This window comes from Magnetospirillum sp. SS-4, from assembly GCF_902729425.1.
In the GTDB taxonomy this organism is placed as follows: domain Bacteria; phylum Pseudomonadota; class Alphaproteobacteria; order Rhodospirillales; family Magnetospirillaceae; genus Phaeospirillum.
Map to the genome: position 1 here is coordinate 1 of NZ_LR746532.1, position 20,766 is coordinate 20,766.

General features: G+C 66.3%; 20 protein-coding genes. 11 read left to right on the forward strand and 9 right to left on the reverse strand.

The genetic code is table 11. The features are described 5' to 3' along the window. From MTBSS4_RS21355 to MTBSS4_RS21370, 4 genes are all read left to right on the forward strand, one after another. Window positions 1-1,012: cache domain-containing protein (locus MTBSS4_RS21355; RefSeq protein ID WP_217425596.1), on the forward strand; the 1,012-nt coding region annotated here is incomplete at its 5' end. Beyond that, window positions 1,009-2,151 carry a hypothetical protein gene (locus MTBSS4_RS21360; protein WP_173985402.1) on the forward strand — a complete coding sequence of 381 codons (1,143 nt, stop codon included), beginning with the start codon at window positions 1,009-1,011 and terminating at the stop codon, window positions 2,149-2,151. The genes MTBSS4_RS21355 and MTBSS4_RS21360, both read left to right, overlap by 4 nt. 36 nt (window positions 2,152-2,187) lie before the next feature. Continuing rightward, on the forward strand, window positions 2,188-3,030 hold the full coding sequence (locus tag MTBSS4_RS21365) for an ion transporter (protein WP_173985403.1): 843 nt from the start codon (window positions 2,188-2,190) through the stop codon (window positions 3,028-3,030). Between the two features lie 164 nt (window positions 3,031-3,194). Continuing rightward, a complete protein-coding gene (locus MTBSS4_RS21370) occupies window positions 3,195-3,773 on the forward strand; it encodes a YqaA family protein (RefSeq protein WP_173985404.1) in 579 nt (192 codons plus the stop codon). Here the strand turns inward: MTBSS4_RS21370 and MTBSS4_RS21375 are convergent. The 5 genes from MTBSS4_RS21375 to MTBSS4_RS21395 all read right to left on the reverse strand — a co-directional run bounded on the left by MTBSS4_RS21375 (window position 3,765) and on the right by MTBSS4_RS21395 (window position 10,201). Further along, window positions 3,765-4,736: a lysylphosphatidylglycerol synthase domain-containing protein gene (locus MTBSS4_RS21375; protein ID WP_173985405.1), complete on the reverse strand. Its 972-nt coding sequence runs from the start codon at window positions 4,734-4,736 to the stop codon at window positions 3,765-3,767. The two genes, MTBSS4_RS21370 and MTBSS4_RS21375, sit on opposite strands and share 9 nt — an antisense overlap. Further along, the gene (gene hpnK, locus MTBSS4_RS21380) at window positions 4,733-5,596 is read right to left on the reverse strand and encodes a hopanoid biosynthesis-associated protein HpnK (RefSeq protein ID WP_173985406.1); all 864 of its coding nucleotides are present in this window, start codon (window positions 5,594-5,596) and stop codon (window positions 4,733-4,735) included. Before hpnK ends, MTBSS4_RS21375 begins: the two co-directional genes overlap by 4 nt. Then, entirely contained in the window at window positions 5,593-8,166 is a 2,574-nt protein-coding gene (locus tag MTBSS4_RS21385) for an MMPL family transporter (protein ID WP_173985407.1), read from the reverse strand. The genes hpnK and MTBSS4_RS21385 overlap by 4 nt, the downstream gene beginning before the upstream one ends. A gap of 92 nt (window positions 8,167-8,258) precedes the next feature. Next, window positions 8,259-9,059 carry a response regulator gene (locus tag MTBSS4_RS21390; RefSeq protein ID WP_173985408.1) on the reverse strand — a complete coding sequence of 267 codons (801 nt, stop codon included), beginning with the start codon at window positions 9,057-9,059 and terminating at the stop codon, window positions 8,259-8,261. A gap of 155 nt (window positions 9,060-9,214) precedes the next feature. Next, window positions 9,215-10,201, reverse strand: a complete 987-nt coding sequence (locus tag MTBSS4_RS21395; protein WP_173985409.1) for a D-glycerate dehydrogenase — start codon at window positions 10,199-10,201, stop codon at window positions 9,215-9,217. Between the two features lie 162 nt (window positions 10,202-10,363). On the opposite strand from MTBSS4_RS21395, the gene MTBSS4_RS21400 reads away from it, so the two are divergent. Together MTBSS4_RS21400 and MTBSS4_RS21405 are read left to right on the forward strand one after the other, a co-directional pair. Beyond that, entirely contained in the window at window positions 10,364-10,855 is a 492-nt protein-coding gene (locus MTBSS4_RS21400; RefSeq protein WP_173985410.1) for an SH3 domain-containing protein, read from the forward strand. 210 nt (window positions 10,856-11,065) lie between these two features. Next, window positions 11,066-11,287, forward strand: coding sequence for a hypothetical protein (locus MTBSS4_RS21405; RefSeq protein WP_173985411.1), 222 nt, complete (start codon window positions 11,066-11,068; stop codon window positions 11,285-11,287). A gap of 21 nt (window positions 11,288-11,308) precedes the next feature. Here MTBSS4_RS21405 and MTBSS4_RS21410 read toward each other — a convergent pair whose 3' ends face one another. From MTBSS4_RS21410 to MTBSS4_RS21425, 4 genes are read right to left on the reverse strand one after another with little or no spacing between them, the layout of a single operon-like run. Then, the gene (locus MTBSS4_RS21410) at window positions 11,309-13,243 is read right to left on the reverse strand and encodes a protein-disulfide reductase DsbD (RefSeq protein WP_173985412.1); all 1,935 of its coding nucleotides are present in this window, start codon (window positions 13,241-13,243) and stop codon (window positions 11,309-11,311) included. 2 nt (window positions 13,244-13,245) lie between these two features. Beyond that, window positions 13,246-15,135 carry a potassium transporter Kup gene (locus MTBSS4_RS21415; RefSeq protein WP_173985413.1) on the reverse strand — a complete coding sequence of 630 codons (1,890 nt, stop codon included), beginning with the start codon at window positions 15,133-15,135 and terminating at the stop codon, window positions 13,246-13,248. Next, the gene (locus MTBSS4_RS21420; RefSeq protein WP_173985414.1) at window positions 15,135-17,024 is read right to left on the reverse strand and encodes a potassium transporter Kup; all 1,890 of its coding nucleotides are present in this window, start codon (window positions 17,022-17,024) and stop codon (window positions 15,135-15,137) included. The genes MTBSS4_RS21415 and MTBSS4_RS21420 overlap by 1 nt, the downstream gene beginning before the upstream one ends. 52 nt (window positions 17,025-17,076) lie before the next feature. Next, window positions 17,077-17,808, reverse strand: coding sequence for an NAD-dependent deacylase (locus tag MTBSS4_RS21425; RefSeq protein ID WP_173985415.1), 732 nt, complete (start codon window positions 17,806-17,808; stop codon window positions 17,077-17,079). A gap of 151 nt (window positions 17,809-17,959) precedes the next feature. Here MTBSS4_RS21425 and MTBSS4_RS21430 point away from each other — a divergent pair, with 151 nt between their 5' ends. From MTBSS4_RS21430 to MTBSS4_RS21450, 5 genes are all read left to right on the forward strand, one after another. Continuing rightward, a complete protein-coding gene (locus tag MTBSS4_RS21430; protein WP_173985416.1) occupies window positions 17,960-18,181 on the forward strand; it encodes a hypothetical protein in 222 nt (73 codons plus the stop codon). A 54-nt stretch (window positions 18,182-18,235) separates the two neighbouring features. Beyond that, entirely contained in the window at window positions 18,236-18,709 is a 474-nt protein-coding gene (locus tag MTBSS4_RS21435; protein WP_173985417.1) for a low molecular weight protein-tyrosine-phosphatase, read from the forward strand. Between the two features lie 95 nt (window positions 18,710-18,804). Continuing rightward, the gene (locus tag MTBSS4_RS21440; RefSeq protein WP_173985418.1) at window positions 18,805-19,110 is read left to right on the forward strand and encodes a hypothetical protein; all 306 of its coding nucleotides are present in this window, start codon (window positions 18,805-18,807) and stop codon (window positions 19,108-19,110) included. 105 nt (window positions 19,111-19,215) lie between these two features. Further along, a complete protein-coding gene (locus MTBSS4_RS21445) occupies window positions 19,216-19,539 on the forward strand; it encodes a cytochrome c (protein ID WP_173985419.1) in 324 nt (107 codons plus the stop codon). Then, on the forward strand, window positions 19,536-20,705 hold the full coding sequence (locus MTBSS4_RS21450) for a cytochrome D1 domain-containing protein (RefSeq protein WP_173985420.1): 1,170 nt from the start codon (window positions 19,536-19,538) through the stop codon (window positions 20,703-20,705). The genes MTBSS4_RS21445 and MTBSS4_RS21450 overlap by 4 nt, the downstream gene beginning before the upstream one ends. Window positions 20,706-20,766: the final 61 nt, after the last annotated feature.

Genomic DNA, 20,766 nt, shown 5'->3' on the forward strand with positions numbered 1-20,766 from the left:
TGACCTGATGGGGCAGATCATGCAGTCCAAACTGCATGGCGCCGAAGGGAAGGCCATCGCCGCCGCTGAAATAGTGGCAGCCATGCCGGTGGTCAAGAAGGCTTTCGCCGCCCGCGACCGCGCCCAGCTTCTGGCGGCCACCCAGGACGCCTATCAGGTGCAGCATGAGAAATACGGCATCAGCCAGGCCCAGTTCCATCTGGCGCCGGCCGTGTCGTTTCTCAGGGTGCATCGCCCTGATAGATTCGGAGACGATCTGTCCAAGGCCCGGCAGATGGTCGTCGAGGTCAATCGCAGCAACGGAATCCGCAAGGGAATCGAAATTACGAGCACGGGTATCGGCGTGTTCGGCACGATGCCGGTGGCCGATGAAGCCGGCAAGCCCATCGGCAGCTTCGAGATGGGGTTTGAAATCGAGCCGCTGCTGGAGGAAATCAAGAAAGCGTACGGCTTTGAAGTGGGGTTCTTCGTTGACGAGAAAATTCTGCGGGAGACCGCAACCCACATCAAAGGCGATATCTTCAGCGACCAGAAACGGGTCGGCTCCTTCGTCAGGTTCAGTTCGACTCACCCTGACTTGCTGAAGGCGCTGGTGACCGACGGCGTTATCAATGTGACCGAGCAGACGCACTACCTGCACGAGGTGAACGGCGTGCCGTACGGCGTGCTGCTTCAGCCGGTTTATGACTATGCCAAGAAGCCGATCGGAGTCATGGCCATAGCCGCTGATTTCACCGATACCCGTTCCGCCGATGGCCAGGCGGTGGTGTGGCAGATATTGTTGGCGCTGGTATCCGGCGTATTGCAGATCGGCGTCATTCTGGTCATGGTCCGGGGCAAGATCCTGCGTCCGCTGGAAGTTCTGAACGAGCGCGTCGCAGCCCTGGCCGATGGGGCCGAGGGCCGCGACCTTCCCGAAGCCTTGTGCGGTGAAATGCAGGTTCTGGCGGAAAGCTGCGAACGTCTTGCCGCGCGGGCGGCGGGCGAAGCCGGCAAAGGGGATGCGCCATGATCCGCGCCGTCTTCCGCGCTTCAGGACCGTTTCTGGCGATTCTGCTGGGGGTTGCCGCCGGCATCGCGACGTTGGCGGCGACGGCAGATGCGAAGCCTCCGGAACCGGCTCTGTCCTCCGTCGGCGCTCCGCCGCTGACTTCGATTCCCACCGGGAAGGGACTGCCGGTCGTCGTCCGGACCGGCCTGTTCGTCAATCACGTCGAATCCTTCGACGACAATAAAGGGACCTTCGAGGCGACCACCGATTTACGCCTGACCTGGTTCGACACCAGATTACGCTACCCCGCCGAAGAGGGGCTGCACGGTTACAAGGAATACCGCGCCTCGGCGGCGGAAGAAGAGCTTGCCAGGATTTGGACCCCACGGATACGGCATCTGAACCGCGTCGGCGAACCCTCGTTCATCGAAAGGCGATTGCGGCTTTTTCCCAACGGAATGGTCGAGGTCATCGCCCGCACCACGGCGGTCTATAAGGTGACGGTCGACACCACGAAATTTCCGTTCGACCGTCAGGCGCTGCCAATCGAACTGATGGTGCACGAAGACACGGTCGAGACGGTGGACATGGATTTCACCAGCGATGATGTCAGCTTCAGCCGCGTCGCCAAGTCCGTCGAGATCGGAGGGTGGACGCCCGGCCTGGTGAGACTGAACCGCGATCTCGTCAAGGGCTGGAACGGCGATCGTTACGCCAAGGTGGCGGTGATGATCGATGTCGGGCGGGTCGCCGTCGAATCCCTCTCCACCATTTTCATCCCGCTGTTCGCTTCGCTGCTGATTCCCTTCCTGGCGACCTGGATGAACAAGGCCGTAGAGGGAGAGTTCGAGGTCGAAGCGTTCGAACTCGGCAACGTCATCATCGGCGGACTGTTTGCCGTAATCGCCCTAAGCTTCACCATCAGTTCCGCGTTTCCGGCGCTTATGGCGGGCGACAACACGGTCACGCGGCTTCTCGCCTTGAATTACGTCGCCCTGGCGGTCGGCACGATAATCACGGTGGTGTTTTACCGCTATCGCCTTCCGGCCACCTGGTTCGGTCCTTACGTGCAGGAACAAGCGTTCGGTTTCCTGTCCTGGGCCTTTCCAGTTCTGTTCATCGCCACCGGCGTGGCATTCGTCATGATCGCGGCGGCATAGTCGCCGGCCGAGGGTGGATAAGGGGGATTTTTGTAAATGGATGCGACAACAGCTCCGGTCGGGGTGTGCGAGAGAGCCGGCAAGTGGGTGGAAAGCAGTCAGATACAGCTTTTCATCACGGTCCTGATCATCATTAACGCCATCATTCTCGGCCTTGAAACCTCGGCCGTCGTGGTGGCGCATGTTGGCCCGTTCCTGAGCATTCTCGATGACGCCATCCTGGGTGTCTTCATCGTTGAACTCACCTTGCGCATCGCGTATCGGCGGGCGGAGTTCTTCAAGGATGGCTGGAGCCTGTTCGATCTGGCCGTGGTGTTGATTGCCGTTTTGCCGACCGGCCCGGGCTTGGCGGTTCTACGGTCGTTGCGCGTTCTGCGCGTGTTGCGTCTGATCACGGTCTTGCCGCGCCTGAAGATGATTGTCCAGGCACTGCTGTCGTCGCTGCCGGGATTGGGAATGATCGCGCTGCTGCAAAGCCTGCTGTTCTATGTGGCCGCCGTCATTTCCACCAAGACGTTCGGCGAGGATTTTCCCGAATGGTTCGGCTCTTTGGCTGCGTCTCTCTATAGCCTGTTCCAAATCATGACCCTGGAAAGCTGGTCCATGGGTATCGTCCGCCCGGTAATGGAGAAGTTTCCCTTGGCCTGGGTGTTTTTTGTTCCGTTCATCCTGATTGCCACCTTCACCATGCTGAATCTTTTCATCGCAGTGATCGTCAACGCCATGCAAACCTTGCATGAACAGGAACGCGGCGAGATCGAGCATGACATTCAAGATATTGCCCACAAGGAATCGGCGGCGATCCTTGCGGAGGTGAAGGACCTGAGGGCCGAGATCGCCGCCTTGCGGCAGGACATGCAAGCCCGGCGGCAAGATTAGGGCAAAGGTACGGTTAGCCCCAAGATGGCCGGTGCGGCGAGCCCCATATCCGCACCACCCTGATGGATCGGATTTGGCTCTGGATCAATGAAAAGGGTCTTTGCCTTCGTGACAGCGTGGGAAATCCGGGGTAAACCTCCGGCCATCCTGCGAGAGGGAAGATCATGCTGAAGCGGCTTTACGACTGGATGATGGACAAGGCGGCGCATCGGCACGCCATCTGGTGGCTGGCGGCGGTATCCTTCATCGAAAGCTCGTTCTTCCCCATTCCGCCCGACGTCATGCTGATTCCCATGGTGATCGCCGCGCCCACCCAGTGGCTGCGCATCGCCATGATCTGCACCCTGTCCTCGGTGGCCGGCGGCTATCTCGGCTACGCCATCGGCTACTTCGCCATGGACAGCATCGGCGCGGCGATTCTCGGCGCCTTTCACCTGAACGACAAGTTCCTGGCGCTGAAGCCGATCATTGACGAGTGGGGGGTGTGGTTCATCATCATCAAGGGGATGACGCCGATTCCCTACAAGCTGGTGACCATCACCGCCGGCGCGTTCGATTTCGATCTGGCCAACTTCACCTTCGCCTCGTTCCTGGCGCGCGGCATGCGGTTCTTCCTGGTGGCGGCGCTGCTGTGGAAATTCGGCCCGCCGATCCGCGACTTCGTCGAGACCCGTCTCAAGCTGGTGACGACGGTGTTCGTCGTCCTGCTGATCGGCGGATTCTTCGTGGTCAAGCTACTCTGAGGCGTTCTGGCGGGATTTGGCGGCGGCGCCCTCGGCGAAATGCCAGGCCAGCAATGCCGGCAGGCCCAGCAGCAATTCGCGGCCGCGCTTGAGCAGGGACACCGCCAGGGCGATTTCGGTCGGCAGGCCCAGCAGGGCGCCGACGATCATGTAGCCGCCTTCCTGAACCCCGATGGCCGCCGGCACCATGAAGGCGATGCTGCGGATGGCGAAGATGATGCTTTCCAGGGCCAGGACGTCGGCGAAGTCGAGGGGGTGGCCCAGCAGATGCAGCGCTACCCAGGCCTCTCCCGCTCCGGCGATCCAGGCGGCGACATGCCAGGCCACCGACGATAGAACCCGGCGGCGGTCGGCATAGACGGCGTGGATGGCGGCATGGATGCCGGCATCGGCATCGGGAGCCTCCCAGGTCCGGGGCATCAGCCGCGACGGCAGGGTTTCGAGAAAGCGCGTCAGCGCCGAGCGTTGCAGCGCCACGAAGGCGGCCAGTCCCGGCACGCTCAGCGCCATGGCGATCAAGGCCCAGCGGGTGACCTCGGATTCGGGATAGTTGCGCAGCCACAAGGCGACGCCAAGCAGGCTGAAGATGGCCTGGGCGACGGCTTCGGCGGTGACGTCGACCACGACGACTGCGCTGGCGTCGGCGGTTCGCATCCCCCGCGCCGCCAGCAATCTGACCCCCGCCACCTCGCCCGACAGCGGCAGGAAGCCGGCCAGTTCGCCGATGCCGTCGCGAATCCAGCGCCCCATCACGAACAGCCGCAGCGGCAGGCCGGTTTGCAGGACGTTCCAGCCGAGGCCGCACAGCGTCATCGGCAGCATGTGGTAGAAGGCCAGAATGACGACCCCGGTCCAACCGGCGGTGTCCAGCGCTCCCTTGACGTCGCCGAAGCCCTCGCGCAGCCACCATGCGACGCCGAGAACGACGCCGATCAGGGCGAGGCGCAGGACCGCCGCCGTCATGCCCGCTCGGCTTCCCTGGCGAAGGTGGTCAGGACGATGCCGCCGTCTTGCACCTTGGCGCGGTTGCCGGCGTCGGTCAGGGCCGAATACTCGTCGGCCACGCGGTAATGCGGCGGCATCGGACGTTCGTCCCAATGGCGGGTGGCGGGATGGCTGTAGATTTCCGTCAGTCCCTCGGGCAGCGCGTCGAGGAAGTCGCCGACCGTTCCGGCATCCATGGCGCCGGAATCGTTGAGGCCGAAGGCCTGTCCGTTGGCGATCAGGCCGGCCTGCTCCACCCTTTTCCGCATGCGCTCCGTCCGGCGCCAGTGGAAGATTCCGTTGAACAGCCGAAGGCCCAGGCGGTTCCGGCGCGCCCGCCACGACGGCAGCGGCGGTTCCCACGGGATACGGATGCCGGGCGCCCCGTATTCCACCGCCAGATCCAGCATCAGGTCGAACACGGTGGGATGGAGATGGTAATGGTGGTGACTGTCCACATGGGCCAGGGGCAGGCCGGTGGCCTTGAACAGCTCGAACTGGGCCCGTATTTCGGCGGCGACCTGATTCCGCACCGTCCTGGACAGGTAGATGCGGGTGCCCAGCCGCACCAGATCCAGGGTGAAGTGGCCGTTCGCGTCCACCAGATCGGGAATCTCGGACGGCGGCAGGGCGGGAACGCCGTCCACCAGCGTCATGTGCAATCCGACGCCCAGCGACGGCAGCGCCCTGGCCCGCCGGACGGCATCATCCCGGGCGGCTTCGGTCACCATCAGGCTGGCGGCGGTGAGGATGCCGTTGACGTGGGCGTCCTCCACCGCGTCGTTGACCGGCAGGGAGCGGCCGAAATCATCGGCGGTGACAATCAGCCGTCTGCTCATGGCCTGGGCTTTCCGACGAGGTGGACCAGGGCCGGCAGCACCAGGAAGGTCGCCGCCACCGTCATGGCCAGCGACAGGGTCAGCAGCAGGCCCATGGAGGCGGTGCCGAGATGGGGCGACAGCGCCAGCGAGCCGAAGGCCGAGGCGGTGGTGAGGGCGCTGAACAGGACCGCCCGGGCGGTCGGCGATTGCAGATGGTCGGCGAGGCCATTGCGCCAGTTGACCACGAAGTAGATGTTGAAGGCGACGCCGATGCCCAGCAGCAGCGGCAGGGCGATGACATTGGCGAAGTTGAGGGCGATGCCGAGGAGGTGGGCGGCGATCACCGTTCCCATCGCCCCCACCAGCAGCGGGGCCAGCACCAGCAGCGAATCCAGCATCCGGCGCAGCATCAGCCACAGCAGCAGGCCGATGGCCACCAGGGCGGTGGCGGCGGCGATGGCGAAGGCGCCGATGACCACCCGGCCGGATTCCTCCATGGTGATGGGCGGGCCGGCGACCAGCGGCGTCACCGCCTTGACCGCGTCGGCGAAACGGCCGCGGGCGGCCTGGTCGGACATGTGTTCCTTGGGCAGGACGCGGATGCGGGCGCGCCCATCGGCGGCGATCCAGTCGGCCTTGAGATCGGGCGGCAAGGTCTCCAGGCTGACCGGCCCGACGTCGAGGCTGCGGCGCAGGCTTGACACCAGCGTGGCGAGGCCGGCGGCGCCGGCCCGTTGCAGCGCCTCGGCCGCCTCGGGGCCGGCGGCGGCGATGCGGCGAAGATTGCCGGCCAGGGATTGCGACGGCTGGTGCCCGGGGGCGGTGGCGGCCAGTTGCTCGGCCACGCCGGCGATGGTGGCGCGCAATTCGTCCGGCGTCGGCGGCGGCATCGTCGTGGCCGGCGACAGGGTCGGTCCCAGAACGGTGGCGATGTCGGCGATGATCGCCAGCTTCTCGTCCTGCGCCTCGGGAACGAAGGTGTTGATGGTCATGGCGCGCAGCACCAGCGGCGAGTCCTCGAAGCGATCGGCGAGGGCCGGCATCTCGGCCAGCGACGGCGCCAGCGCCTCGACGGCGTAGACGCCGGAATCCGGATTTCTCGCCATCTCGAAGAAGGTTGCCACCGCCTCGGCCTTGGGGTCCTGAAGGTTCAGCGGATCGAAATCAAGCGGCAATGTCGGCAGCAGCGCCGCTCCCGCCGCGCTCACCAGGGCGGCGGCGGCGACGATGGGCCTCGCCCGCCGCTTCACCCAGGAATCGGCGGAGGCCAGGGGAAAGCCCACGGCCCCCTTTTCCGCCGGCGGCTTCAGCAGGGCCAGCAGGGCGGGCAGCACGGTGAAGGAGGTCGCCAGGGCGATCATCATGCCCATGCCGGCGATCAGCCCCAACTGGGACACGCCGGTATAGGCGGTGGGCAGGAACGACAGAAAACCGGCCGCCGTGGTGATGGCGGCCAGCGACAGCGGCGCCATCATGGTCCGGGCGGTGGTCAGGACCGCCTGGGAGGACGGGACGCCGTGAAAGCGTTCGGCGCGGTAGGCGGTGACGAACTGGATGCCGAAATCCACTCCCATGCCGACGAACAGCACCGCGAAGGCGACCGAGATCGGATTGAGGGTGCCGATGGCGAAGGCGGCGAAGGCGGCGGTGGCGATCAGTCCCATCATCAGGCTGATCATGATGGCGGCCACCACCCGGGCGGAGCGCACCGCCCAGAACAGCAGGCCCAGCACCGCCAGGATCGACAGCGGCCCGGAAATCTCGATGCCCTCGGCCACGGTGGCGAAATTGGCGTCGGCCAGGGCCACCGATCCGGTGATGCGGATGCGGTAGCCCCGTTCCGGCAGCAGGTCCAGGGATTCGGCGGTGCGGCGGATCAGGCGGTCGGCATCCGCCCCGGCCTCCAGCGCTCCGTAATTCAGCGCCGGCTGGACCAGCAGGATGCGCCGGGGCTCGTCGCGGCGTTCTCCTCCGGCCATCATGGACTGCCAGTCCACCGGCTCGGCCCGTCCGCCGCCGGCGATGGCGGCGGCGGCTTTGTCCAACTGGCGGATCAGCGGCTCCATGTCCTCTATCCTGGCCTGGCCGCGGGCGACGCCCTGGAGGATCATCTCCACCGACGACAGCAATCCGCGTAGGCTGGGGTCGCGCGCCACCGCGCCCAGCATGGGCTGGGCCCGGATCAGCTTGTCCGCCATCTCGCCAAGTTCGGAAGCCGACAGGAACAACAGGCCGTGACGGCGGAAGAACATCTCCTCCGACGGACGGTTCACCCGCAGGATCAGGCCGGTCTCGGCCGCCAGGGCCGCCGCCAGCCGTTCCACCGCGTCTTCCGCCAGATCGGGGGAGGGGGCGTCCAGCATCACCACCATGCGGTCGGTGGATTGGGGAAACGCCCGGTCGACCACCCGTTCGGCCTGGCGGAACGGCAGGTCGGCCGAGATCAGCTTGCTTTCGTCGGTGTCCATGGAGAGATGGGTGGCGGCATAGGCGGCCAGCAGCCCCGATGCGACCAGCGACAGGATCAGCACCGCCACCGCGTGCCGCCAGCACCATTCCACCACCACCACCGTCAATCGACCCAGCATTCCGTGACCCGCGATCCGAATTCACACAAGGCGCGGGGACTGTGCCCGCAAGGGGGCCGCAGGGCAAGCGCGATCAGGGCGGGGCGGCCATGTCAGATCAGGAACAGGTTATCCAGCGCCTTGAACAGATCGTCGGCGAAGCTGGCCCCCTTGAACAGGACCGGAACGCGCTTGGGCAGCAGTTTGAGGGACTCGTCGTCCTTGTCCAGGCTGGTGATCACCGCCAGGGGGATGTTGCGGGTGGACGGCATCGCCGACAGCGCCATGGCGAGATCGATGCCTTCCAGTTCCGGCATCACCGCCGATATGATCACCAGATCGGGCTTGGTCTGCACCACCATGGCGAAGGCGTGGAGCGAATCCGGCATCATGGAGACGCGATAGCCGCATTGCTGCAACTCGCGTTCGACGAAGCGCGTCTGCGCCCCCGGCGGCATCACCAGCAGCACCTCGACATTGCGGATCTCGATGTCGCCCAGGTCGAAGCCGAGCTTGGCCGGAAGTCCCCGGACCAGGGTGGCGGGGTCGCGTTCGCGTTCGATGTCTTCCCTGCCCTGGGCCAGCCGGGTCATCAGGTCGAAATACCCGATGACGTCGTCCCACAGGCGTGGCGGGGCGATCTCGGGGGCGTTGGTCAGGTACTCGTCCAGGCGGTGGGCGACGGTGGCCAGGCGATGCATGGTGAAATTGGCGGCCTGGCCGCGCAGCAGCACGGCGGCGCGGCGGCAATCGGTGATGACGCCGCGCAGGTCCCGGTGGCCGTTGCGGGCGGCATCGAAGGCCATGTCCAGGGATTGCAGGGTTTCGGTCAGTTCGTCGATGAATTCGAGCCGAAGCTGCTCGACGACTTCCTGGGCGGCCTTGCCATGGTGATTGCTTCCGGGATCAGACATGCATCAGGACTCTCTATCCAGAGTTCGCATTCCCCCGAGACCCGGACGGCAGTGTAGTCGAGCTTGTCCCCCGTGACCACGGATTTAGAACGGACGAAAGACAACGCCCGGCGGCCCCCGGTGAAGGGGGGCGCCGGGCGGGCGGGAATGCGGTCTCAGAACATGGATGCCAGGACGCGGTCCGGCGGATGGTGGCCGTCGGCGAAGGTCTTGATGTTGATCAGCACCTTTTCGCCCATGTCGATGCGCCCCTCGATGGTGGCCGAGCCGAGATGGGGCAGCAGCACCACGTTGTTGAGCGACAGCAGTTTCGGGTTAACCGCCGGTTCGTGCTCGAACACGTCGAGGCCGGCGCCGGCCAGATCGCCCCTGATCAGCATGCGGGTCAGCGCGTTCTCGTCGACGATCTCGCCGCGCGCCGTGTTGACCACGTAGGCGTGCTTGGGCAGCACCTCCAGCCGGCGGGCGGACAGCAGGTGGAAGGTGGCCGGAGTGTGCGGACAATGGACGGTGACCACGTCCATGCGGGCCAGCATCTGGTCCAGGCTTTCCCAGTAGGTGGCCTCCAGCTCGGCCTCGATGTCGGGATGGACCTTCTTGCGGTTGTGATAGTGGATCGACATGCCGAAGGCCTTGGCGCGCCGCGCCACCGCCTGGCCGATGCGGCCCATGCCGATGATGCCCAGGCGCTTGCCCCAGATGCGGTGGCCCAGCATGAAGGTGGGACCCCAGCCCTTCCACTCGCCCGAGCGGATCAGGCGCTCGCCCTCGGAGATGCGGCGCGGCACCGCCAGGATCAGGGCCATGGCCATGTCGGCGGTATCCTCGGTCAGGACGCCGGGGGTATTGGTGACGGTGATGCCGCGCTGCCGGGCGCTGGCCAGGTCGATGTGATCGACGCCGGTTCCGAAATTGGCGATCAGCTTCAGATTGGGACCTGCCTGCGACATGATGGCGGCGTCGATGCGGTCGGTGACGGTGGGGACCAGCACGTCGGCGTCCTTGATCGCCTCGATCAGCTCGGCCTTGGTCATGGGATGGTCATCGACATTCAGCCTGGTGTCGAACAGTTCCATCATCCGGGTTTCGATGACGTCGGGCAGCTTGCGGCTGACCACGACGACCGGCTTCTTGTGTGGCATTTTCTCTACTCCTCCCGGTGCCTGTTCTCACGACCTAGCAACTCGGAGTGGGCTTGTCCATAGCCGTTTTTCCCACTCGGCCTCCACCCGCCTTGACCGACGGGTCCGGGCCGCTCCTATAATGCGGCCGGAGGGACGATGAAGTCGAGATGGTCCGGGGGAATGGTGAAACTGCTTTTGCCGGCATGCGTGCTGCTCACGGCAGCCTTGTCCGTGGCGGGGGCGGCCGAGACCAGTGGCCTGCCGCTGCCGCGCTTCGTTTCCCTGCGCTCGGACGAGGTCAATCTGCGTGCCGGTCCGGGGCAGCGCTACCCCATCGACTGGATCTATGCCCGCAAGGACCTGCCGGTGGAGGTGGTCGCCGAGTTCGAAGCCTGGCGCAAGATTCGCGACTGGCAGGGAACCGAGGGATGGGTGCATCAGAGCATGCTGTCGGGGCGGCGGATGATGGTGGTGATCGGCGGACAGCGCCAGTTGCGCGGTTCCGATTCCGATTCCGCCGATACCCTGGCGGTGGTGGAGCCCGGCGTGCTGGGGCGTCTGCTGCAATGCCCGCGCAACCGCGATTATTGCCGGGTCGACGTGGGCCAGACCCAGGGCTGGCTGCGCCGTGACGAGATATGGGGGGTCTATCGCGGCGAGTGGCTGGAGTAGGGCGATCCAGTCAAAGCGGATAAAATTTTATCAATCCTATTCTAAAGTATTGATAAAATCCCCTGTCATATAACCTTTCAGTTAAGTTGTTCACTTTTTAACTATCCAGACGTATACTAACCGGCGTGGGGGTTGCGGATAGAATGTCCGGAACCGGTCACGAGGTGCCGCAGCCGGCATGGCCGGTCGCGACTGGCGGGGGAGGCGTCCATGACGCTCCGTACCGAACACTGCAACTTCCGACTGGTGTCGGATACCGGCCGGGCTCTGCTCGAAGCCGGCGACCCCAAGGCCCTGGTGGATTTCACCCGCAAGACACTGGCCTGCCCCCGCATGAGCGTCTGCCCCTTCGGCGATTACTGCACCATCCTCAGCGCCTCGCTGCTGTCCGAACACGGCAAGCAGCACGGCCATGACTGCATCGAGGGATAGGGCTCGCCGTTCATCCGGCGCTCACCGCGCCTTGTCCAGGGCGGCCATCACCTCGGCCTCGGTCAGGAGTTCCGACAGCGCCAGCCCGTCGGGGGCCGAGGGGCCGTAGACGGCGTTGAAGGGAATGCCGTAGCGGCCGAACGACGCCAGATAGCGCGAGATCGCCTCGTCGGGGCGGGTCCAGTCGGCCCGCATGGCGACGATTCCGGCCGAGGCCAGCCGCGCCGCCACCTCGCCACGCTCGATCACCGCCGCCTTGTTGACCTTGCAGGTGATGCACCAGTCGGCGGTGACGTCGACGAATACCACCTTGCCTTCCTTGATCCGGTCCCGAAGGGCGGCCTGGTCGAAGGCGACCCAGGGAACGGCCCCCCCGGCATCGTCGGATGGAGCCGGGGCCAGCGTCGCCGCCAGCACGGTTCCCAGCCACAGGGCGGTGGCGGCCAGCGCCACCCCCATGGCCTTGCGCGCGGTGACCATCCAGCGTCCCGGCCGGGGCATGCGGAGCGCCGCGTCGGGCCACGCCGCCACCACCAGGAAGGGAGCGGCCATGCCGAGGCCGAGGGCGGCGAAGATGGCGAGGATGTCCGATGAGCCGCGCGCCAGGGCAAAGCCGATGGCGGTGCCCAGGAACGGCGCCGAGCACGGCGTCGCCAGCAAGGTGGCGAAGGCGCCCGACAGGAAGTGGCCCAGCAGGGTGTGATGGGGAACGCCGTTGCCGCCCCGGTTCAGCAGCCAGACCGGCATGGGAATCTCGAACATCCCCCACAGATTGGCGGCGAACAGGCACAACAGCGCGATCATGGCGATCAGGAAGCCGGGCTGCTGGAACTGGATGCCCCAGCCGACCGCCATTCCGGCCTGCTTGACGGCGATGGCGGCCAGGGCCAGCGCCAGGAAGGACACGACGATGCCGGCCGACGACGCCAGGAAGCTGGCTCGCACATGGCCGCGCTCGCCGCCGCCATGGCCCAGCACGCCCAGCAGCTTGATGGACAGCACCGGCAGCACGCAGGGCATCAGGTTGAGGATCAGCCCGCCCAGCAGCGCGATGGCCAGCATGGCGGCCAGGCCGTCGCCGGCCGGGGCGGAAGGGGCCGGGGGGGCGCCGGCGACCGGCACGGCCTCGGCCTCCATGGAGCGCGGGCCGTCGGTCAGCGTCACCCGCAGGGCGGTGCCCAACAGGGGTTTCAGCACGGTTCCGGGGACGACCGGCGCCTCGATCACGGCGCGGCGGCGGTCGGACGAGAGGCTGACGCGGGGCTGGCCGAAGGCGGCGACATCCTCGGCCTCGACGAAGGCGTCCGGCCCGGTCAGGGGCTCGGCGGCGGCGAGGACGAGGCGCAGGATCGAGGAATCGCCCGCGCCGGCGGTCTCGACCGCTTCCAGGCTCAGGCCGTGGCGGCGGCCGTCGCCGGGAACCAGCGCCATGAACCGGCCGATATCGTGGGCGAAGGCCGAGGGGGCCGCCGCACCTTCCGGCAGGCTCAGGGCCAGATCCGCCTGTTGCGGCACGCATATCTGGGCGCAGGCGAGGAAATCCACAGATACCCGCAGGCCGACCGCCCGGCCGGGAGAGGGCAGGGGAATGTCCAGCGGCAGCACCACCTCGCCGGCATAGCCGTGGTTCTGCAATCCGGCCAGGACGAAGCGGTGCGGCGCCGGCCAGTGCAGCCGGGGCGTTCCGGCATTGGTCGACCCGCTCCAGTCCAGGCGGGGCGGATAGCCGGCATCGCCGGGGCTGCGCCAGTAGATCTTCCAGCCCGGCTCCATCTTGAAGTGCAGTCCGGCCCTCAGGCCGTCGGACTGGCCGGCGGCGGTGACCGCGGCGACCAGCCGGACCTTGGCGGATTCGCTGCTCGCCCAGTCCGAGGCCCCCGGCTCGGCGGCGGCGGCGGTTCCCATCAGGGCGGTCCAGCTCAGCAGGGCGGCGGCGATGGTTCGAAGCATGGTCATGGCTACATCTGTACCTGGGTGCCCAGTTCCACGACCCGGCCGGCGGGAACCCGGAAGAAATCGGTGGCGCTGACGGCGTTGCGGCTCATGACCACGAACAGGCGCTCGCGCCATTCCGCCATTTCGGGATGGGGGGCCGAGACCAGGGTCTCGCGCCCCAGGAAGAACGAGGTGTCCATCATCTCGAACTCCAGGCCGAACGCCTTGCACAGCCGCAGCACCTTGGGAATGTCCGGCTCCTGCACGAAGCCGTAGCGCACGGTGATGCGGTAGAAGCCCTCGGCCAACCCCTCCACCACCACCCGGTCGCGGGCCGACACCCGGGGGATGTCCTCGGTGATCACCGTCATGAACACCACCCGCTGGTGCAGCACCTTGTTGTGCTTCAGGTTGTGCAACAAGGCGATGGGGACGGTCTCGGCGTCGCCGGTCATGTAGATGGCGGTGCCGCGGACCCGCAGGATGCTGGCCGAGTCCTTCTGCTGCTGCAAGAACAGGTCCAGCGGCATGGCGCCTTCGGCCAGGCGTCGGCCCAGGATCAGCCGGCCCTTGCGCCAGGTCGCCATCAGCAGGAACATCAGCGCCGCCGCCGCCAGCGGGAACCAGCCGCCATGGGTGAACTTCAGCAGGTTGGCGCCGAAGAAGGCCAGATCCACCATCAGGAACAGCGCTCCCACGGCAATGCATACCCCCAGCGGCCACCGCCAGCTGGCGCGGGCCACCACCAGGGCCAGCACCGTGGTGGCGGCCATGGTGCCGGTCACCGCGATGCCGTAGGCGGCGGCCAGGTTGCTCGACGTCTTGAAGCCGACCACCAGGGCGATGATGGCGGCCAGCAGCACCCAGTTGACGCGGGGGATGTAGATGTGGCCCTCCTCCTCGTCGGAGGTGTGGCGGATGTCGAGGCGGGGGGAGTAGCCCAGCTGCACCGCTTGGCGCGACAGCGAGAACACGCCCGAGATCACCGCCTGGCTGGCGATCACCGTCGCCATGGTCGACAGGATCACCATGGGATACAGCGCCCAGCCGGGCGCCAGCAGATAGAACGGGTTGCTGACCGCGTCGGGACGGGCGATCAGCAGCGCCGCCTGTCCAAGATAGTTCAGCATCAGGGCGGGCAGCACCAGGACGAACCAGGTCAGCTGAACCGGCAGCTTGCCGAAATGGCCCATGTCGGCGTACAGCGCCTCGCCGCCGGTCACCGCCAGCACCACCGCGCCCAGGGCGATGAAGGCGACCCAGCCGTGCCGCGCCATGAACGAGATGCCGTGGACGGGTGAGAGCGCCTTCAGGATTTCGGGGTGCTCGCGGATTTCCAGTCCCCCCAGGACCGCCAGGACCAGGAACCACACCACCATGACCGGGCCGAACAGGCGGCCGACCAGTTCGGTTCCATGCCGCTGGATCGAGAACAGGCCCACCAGCACCAGCAAGGTGAGCGGCACCACATAGGGCTCGAACGCCTTCGAGCCCACCTGAAGCCCCTCGACCGCCGACAGCACCGAGATCGCCGGGGTGATGACGCCGTCGCCGAAGAACAGGGCGGCCCCGATCATGCCCAGCGCCATCAGTAATCCCAGCCGGTTGCGGTCGGCGCCGGCGGCGCGCTGCGCCAGGGCCAGCAGGGCGAGGATGCCGCCCTCGCCGCGATTGTCGGCACGCATGACGAACAGCACGTATTTCAGGGTGACGACGATGATGATGGCCCAGAACACCAGCGAGGCGATGCCGTAGACGTTGTCGGGGGTCAGCGGCACGCCGTGATCCGGGTTGAAGCATTCCTTCAAGGTGTAGAGCGGGCTGGTGCCGATATCGCCGTAGACCACGCCGATGGCGGCCAGGGCCAGGGGGGCGAGACGGCGGGAATCCGGCTTGGCGGCGGGCGTTTCCATCAGATTTCGACCTGCGTTCCCAGCTCGACCACGCGGTTGCTGGGCAGATGGAAGTAATCCATGGCGCTGGTGGCCATGCGCGCCAGGGCGGCGAACAACTGGTCGGTCCAGCCCCTGATCCCCGGCTTGGGCAACGGGATCAGGGTCTCGCGCGAGACGAAGTAGGAGACCGACATCGGCTCGTAGAAGAAGCCCAGCTCGTCGCTGCGGGCATGGGCCAGCGCCTTGGGGATGTTGGGGCTTTCCATGAACCCGTAGCGCAGGAACAGCCGATGGAAATTGGGCGCCAGCAGCGTCGTCTCCAGCCGCCGCTCCTCGGCGACGAACGGAATCTCCTCCACCTGCACCGTCAGCAGCACCACCCGTTCGTGGATGATCTTGTTGTGCTTCATGTTGTGCAGCAAGGCGATGGGAACGCCCTCGGACGTGCCGGTCAGGAATACGGCGGTGCCGGGAACGCGCGGCACCCGGTCGGACAGGCTGGCCAGGAAGTCCGCCACCGGGAAGGCGTCGGCCCTGAGGCGGGCCAGCAGCCGGCGGCGGCCGTCCTTCCAGGTATTGAGGATCAGGAACAGCACGGCGCCCACCACCAGCGGGAACCAGCCCCCGTCGGGAATCTTGGTGGCGTTGGCCAGGAAGAAGGCCAGATCGACCACCAGGAAGCAGCCGACGAAGATCTTGACCTTGCGCGGGCTCCACTTCCAGATCAGCAGCATCACCGTGCCGATCAGCAGGGCGTCGATCACCATGGTGCCGGTCACCGCCACCCCATAGGCGGCGGCCAGGTTGCCCGACGTCTGGAACCCGACCACCAGGGCCATGACCGAGACCATCAGCAGCCAGTTGACCAGGGGCAGATATATCTGCCCCATCTCGTCCTTGGAGGTGTGGATGATCTCCATGCGCGGCAGCAGGCCCAGCTGGATGGCCTGGCGGGTCACCGAGAACGCGCCCGAGATCACCGCCTGCGAGGCGATGACGGTGGCGGCGGTGGCCAGGACCACCAGCGGCATCGCCATGGATTGCGGCGCCAGATTGAAGAACGGATTGACGATGGCCTCGGGATGGACCAGCAGCAGGGCGCCCTGGCCCAGATAGTTCAGCATCAGCGCCGGCAGCACGAACAGGTACCAGGCCAGGCGGATCGGCAGGCGGCCGAAATGGCCCATGTCGGTATAGAGCGCCTCGGCCCCCGTCACCGCCAGCACCACCGTGCCCAGCGCCAGGAAGGCGCGCCAGCCTTCGTGATAGATGAACAAGATGGCGTGATGGGGGCTGAGCGCCGCCAGCACGCCGGGGGCGAGGCCGATGTTCTTGATGCCGAGGACGGCCAGGGTGGCGAACCACGCCAGCATCACCGGGCCGAACATCCTGCCCATCAGGTCGGTGCCGTGCGACTGGATGGCGAACAGCACGAACAGAATCGCGATGGTCAGCGGCACCACCCATTGCGACAGGTGCGGCGCCGCCACCTGAAGCCCCTCGACCGCCGACAGCACCGAGATCGCCGGGGTGATGATGGAATCGCCGTAGAACAGGGCGGCGGCGAAGATGCCGAGCGCGCTCACCATGATCGGCAGCCGGCCGCGACCCTCGGCGGCATGGCTGACCAGGGCCATCAGCGCCAGGGAACCGCCCTCGCCGCGATTGTCGGCGCGCATGATGATGATGACGTATTTCAGCGAGACGATGATGGTCACCGCCCAGAAGATCAGCGACAGCACGCCCAGGATGTTGCCGCGGTCCAGCGCCAGCGGATGATGGCCGGCGAAGGTTTCCTTCATGGCGTAAAGCGGACTGGTGCCGATGTCGCCGAACACCACGCCGACGGCGGCGAGCATCAGCGCGGGCACGTTCCGGGACTTTCCGTCGCCGGGATGGGCCGTCATGGGCTTCCCCTGTGGTTCAACCCGCACATGCCTACCCGGAATGGCCCAGGAGTCAAGCGTCCTGACGATGAAGCAATTCGTCGACGAAGGCCGGAACCAGCTCCGACGCTGGTCCGGTGCGGGACTCGTGGAACAGGCCGGCGCCTTCGGACCTCTCCAGATTCAATTCCAGGGTGTGGGCGCGGCCGTGGCTGCGCACCTCGGCCACGAAGCCGGCGGCCGGATAGACGTGGCCGGACGTGCCGATGGAGACGAACAGGCCGCATTCCGACAGCGCCTCGGAAATCCGCCCCATCTCCAGCGGCATTTCGCCGAACCACACCACATGCGGGCGCAGGCTGCCGGCGCGGCGGCAATCGGGGCAGACATGGGCGCAATCGAGGTCGGCCCGCCACTCTCGCGGGCGGTTGCAATGGCGGCATCGGATCTTGAGCAATTCGCCGTGCATGTGGATCAGCGCGCGCGAACCGGCCCGTTCGTGCAGGTCGTCGATGTTCTGGGTCACCACCACGATGCGGCCGGGCCAGTCGCGCTCCAGCCGGGCCAGGGCGGCATGCGCCGGATTGGGGGCGATACCGTCGGAAATCAGGCTTCGCCGCCGGGCGTTGTAGAAGGCGTGGACACGCTCGGGATCGCGGCGGAAGCCTTCGGGGGTGGCGACGTCCTCCAGACTGACCCTGCTCCAGATTCCGTCACGGTCGCGGAAGGTATCGAGTCCGGATTCCTTTGAAATTCCGGCGCCGGTCAGGATGAGGATGGTGGTGTTCGAAGCTATGCCGATCATGCGGGACTCCTGGCGGATGGTCGGGTTCCAGTCTAGCCATAGGTCATGGAGGCGTCGATTGTCACATTTCAACGCTTCGTATTGGCAGAATCCGCCGTCATTATGAATGCTAATAATCAGAGTCCCGATCGGGACCGCCAGGGAGAGATCTATGTCCGAATTATCGCAGGATATGGCTGGCGGCGGCTCATCGCTTTCGTCACCGGCCAAGGAAAAGGCGGCCAAGCCCAGAAGCTGGCTGGGCGGCGCGGCGCGTGCCCTTGGACTCGGCGGTTCCGAAGCCGAATCGGCGTCGCGGCAGGGGGGCTTCGACTTCATCGCCCTGCACAGGTCGCTGGCCAGTCTGGAACGAAAGTCGGCAGCGGGCGAATAGGGCTTGCGACCTCCGCCGGGAGGGGTTAATTCCCAGACCCGGAGGGAAGGCGCCATGGTCAAGGTCTTGTTCGTCTGCACCGGCAATATCTGCCGTTCGCCCACCGCTCACGGCGTGTTCCGCGCCCTGGTCGAGCGCGAGGGGTTGTCCGGGCGAGTCGCGGTCGATTCCGCCGGCACCCATGCCTATCATGTGGGGGAACCTCCCGACCGCCGCTCGGCCGAGGCGGCGCGGCGGCGCGGCGTCGAGATCAAGGACTTGCGCGCCCGTCAGGTGGCGCTGTCGGATTTCCGCGACTTCGACCTGTTGCTGGCCATGGATCGCGGACATTTTCAGACGCTCCAGGCCAATTGCCCTGACGGTCTCGGGCCGCGTCTGGCCATGTTCCTGTCCTTCGCGCCCCATCTCAACCTGCTCGACGTGCCCGACCCCTATTACGGCGGTCCCGACGGCTTCGAGAAGGTGCTGGACATGATCGAGGCCGGTTCCGCCGGCCTGCTGGCCCATATCCGCGGGACCATGCTGTGACCGGGCCGTGAAATGGCGTGGAAAGCCGTGGGGAATTGACGCATAATTAAGGGGTCGGGGAGGCGATGCCTCCGCGCCTGGACGTTGGGCATGCCATGGCTGTCGAATTGGTCCCTTACGGATATCCTGAACCGGTCAGCTACCGACAGCGGGTCGCGGATGCGCGCCTGCCTTCCACCGACGGAATCCCGCGCGAGGTCGGCAGGCCGACCCCCTACGTCAATACCGGCGGCCTTGTCCTGGCCCAGGTGATATCCAAGTCGACCGAGGCGGTGGGGCTGGCCCTGACCGAGGCCAACGCGGAAGTCCGCGCCAGTTACCAGGGCTATGGCAGCACCGGCGCCGCGACCACGGACAGTTCTTCCGCCAGCCGCGGCACCAGGGTCGACATCACCGCCTGACGGCGGTCGCGGCTTTTTTCGCCACCCCGACTGGAATCGCTCTTGCCTAACGTCAAACCGCTTGGCCCTAGCGCCTGATATCACTATCTCTGTGCATCGGAGGTGATGATGGCGCTGCGGGTGTCCCTGGGGGTGATCGGACTGGTTCTGGCCGTTGCGTTTCCGGCCGTCGCCGAACCGTCGGAGGCGCGTCGGCATCAGCTTCGCAACATGGTCGAGCAGGATTGCGGATCGTGCCACGGCATGACCCGTAAGGGCGGCCTGGGATCGCCGCTGCTGGCCGAGGATTTGGCCAAGGTCTCGGCCGAGGGCTTGGTCGAGACCATCCTGGAGGGGCGGCCGGGTACGCCCATGCCGCCCTGGAAGAGTATTCTGAGCCGCGACGACGCCGCCTGGATCGTCGCCTATCTGCTGGGAGAGGTGAAATGAGCCGTCCGATCCTATCCGTCGCCCTGGCCGGATTGCTGTTGGCGGGGTGTTCCGCCCCCTTGCGCGGCACCGGCGACCTCGGTCTGGTGGTAGAACGGGCCGACGGCCGCGTCATGGTGGTCGAGAATACCGGCTCGACCGTTCTCGCCTCGGTTCCCGGCCTGGGCGACCTGTCCCACGCGGCGGCCGTCTATTCCCGCGACGCCCGCCATGCCTTCGTGTTCGGCCGCGATGGCGGCCTGACCAAGGTGGACATGCTGACGGGAACCATCGGCGGCCGGGTCATCCAGTCGGGTAATTCCATCGGCGGGGCCATCTCGCAGGACGGCTCGCTGGTGGCGGTGGCCAACTACACGCCGGGCGGAATCAAGGTGTTCGACGCCAAGACCCTGGAACCGGTCGCCGACATTCCCGCCATCGGCGCCGACGGCAAGGCCAGCAAGGTGATCGGCATCGCCGACCTGCCGGGCCGCCGCTTCATCTATTCCCTCTACGATTCCGGCGAGATCTGGATCGCCGACCTGACCGACCCGGCCAAGCCGGCCGTGCGCAAGTTCACCAATATCGGCAAGCTGCCCTATGACGCCCTGATCACCGGCGACGGCCGCTGGTATTTGGCCGGCCTGTTCGGCGAGGACGGCATCGCCATGCTGGACCTGTGGAACCTGGACAAGGGGGTGACGCGCATCCTGGATCACTACGGCAAGGGCAAGGAACCGTTGCCGGTCTTCAAGATGCCGCATCTGCGCGGCTGGGCGGTGGCGGGAAACGAGGTCTGGCTGCCGGCCATCGGCCATCATCAGGTGCTGGTGGTGGACAAGACCACCTGGACGGAAAAGGCCCGGGTCGACGTTGCCGGCCAGCCGGTCTTCGCCATGGCGCGGCCGGACGGCCGGCAGGTGTGGGTCAATTTCGCGGTGCCGAATTACAACGTGGTGCAGGTGATCGACGTGCCCAGCAAGACGGTCGTCAAGACCATCGAGCCCGGCAAGGCCATCCTGCACATGGAATTCACCGCCAAGGGCGAACGGGTGTGGCTGTCGGCCCGGGATTCCGACAAGGTGGTGGTCTACGACACCGAGACCCTGGAACAGGTGGCGGAACTGCCGGCGGCCAAGCCCAGCGGCATCTTCTTCACCTCGCGCGCCCATCGGACGGGGCTGTAATGTTCGAGCGAGCGCGAGCGAGCGCGGGCGCATTGAGCGCCCCGGAGCGTAGCGGAGGAGC

Coding starts and splice junctions, on each gene's coding strand:
- MTBSS4_RS21360 (WP_173985402.1), top strand. CDS start 1,009: ATGATCCGCGCCGTCTTCCGCGCTTCAGGACCGTTTCTGGCGATTCTG.
- MTBSS4_RS21365 (WP_173985403.1), top strand. CDS start 2,188: ATGGATGCGACAACAGCTCCGGTCGGGGTGTGCGAGAGAGCCGGCAAG.
- MTBSS4_RS21370 (WP_173985404.1), top strand. CDS start 3,195: ATGCTGAAGCGGCTTTACGACTGGATGATGGACAAGGCGGCGCATCGG.
- MTBSS4_RS21375 (WP_173985405.1), bottom strand. CDS start 4,736: ATGACGGCGGCGGTCCTGCGCCTCGCCCTGATCGGCGTCGTTCTCGGC.
- hpnK (WP_173985406.1), bottom strand. CDS start 5,596: ATGAGCAGACGGCTGATTGTCACCGCCGATGATTTCGGCCGCTCCCTG.
- MTBSS4_RS21385 (WP_173985407.1), bottom strand. CDS start 8,166: ATGCTGGGTCGATTGACGGTGGTGGTGGTGGAATGGTGCTGGCGGCAC.
- MTBSS4_RS21390 (WP_173985408.1), bottom strand. CDS start 9,059: ATGTCTGATCCCGGAAGCAATCACCATGGCAAGGCCGCCCAGGAAGTC.
- MTBSS4_RS21395 (WP_173985409.1), bottom strand. CDS start 10,201: ATGCCACACAAGAAGCCGGTCGTCGTGGTCAGCCGCAAGCTGCCCGAC.
- MTBSS4_RS21400 (WP_173985410.1), top strand. CDS start 10,364: ATGGTGAAACTGCTTTTGCCGGCATGCGTGCTGCTCACGGCAGCCTTG.
- MTBSS4_RS21405 (WP_173985411.1), top strand. CDS start 11,066: ATGACGCTCCGTACCGAACACTGCAACTTCCGACTGGTGTCGGATACC.
- MTBSS4_RS21410 (WP_173985412.1), bottom strand. CDS start 13,243: ATGACCATGCTTCGAACCATCGCCGCCGCCCTGCTGAGCTGGACCGCC.
- MTBSS4_RS21415 (WP_173985413.1), bottom strand. CDS start 15,135: ATGGAAACGCCCGCCGCCAAGCCGGATTCCCGCCGTCTCGCCCCCCTG.
- MTBSS4_RS21420 (WP_173985414.1), bottom strand. CDS start 17,024: ATGACGGCCCATCCCGGCGACGGAAAGTCCCGGAACGTGCCCGCGCTG.
- MTBSS4_RS21425 (WP_173985415.1), bottom strand. CDS start 17,808: ATGATCGGCATAGCTTCGAACACCACCATCCTCATCCTGACCGGCGCC.
- MTBSS4_RS21430 (WP_173985416.1), top strand. CDS start 17,960: ATGTCCGAATTATCGCAGGATATGGCTGGCGGCGGCTCATCGCTTTCG.
- MTBSS4_RS21435 (WP_173985417.1), top strand. CDS start 18,236: ATGGTCAAGGTCTTGTTCGTCTGCACCGGCAATATCTGCCGTTCGCCC.
- MTBSS4_RS21440 (WP_173985418.1), top strand. CDS start 18,805: ATGGCTGTCGAATTGGTCCCTTACGGATATCCTGAACCGGTCAGCTAC.
- MTBSS4_RS21445 (WP_173985419.1), top strand. CDS start 19,216: ATGATGGCGCTGCGGGTGTCCCTGGGGGTGATCGGACTGGTTCTGGCC.
- MTBSS4_RS21450 (WP_173985420.1), top strand. CDS start 19,536: ATGAGCCGTCCGATCCTATCCGTCGCCCTGGCCGGATTGCTGTTGGCG.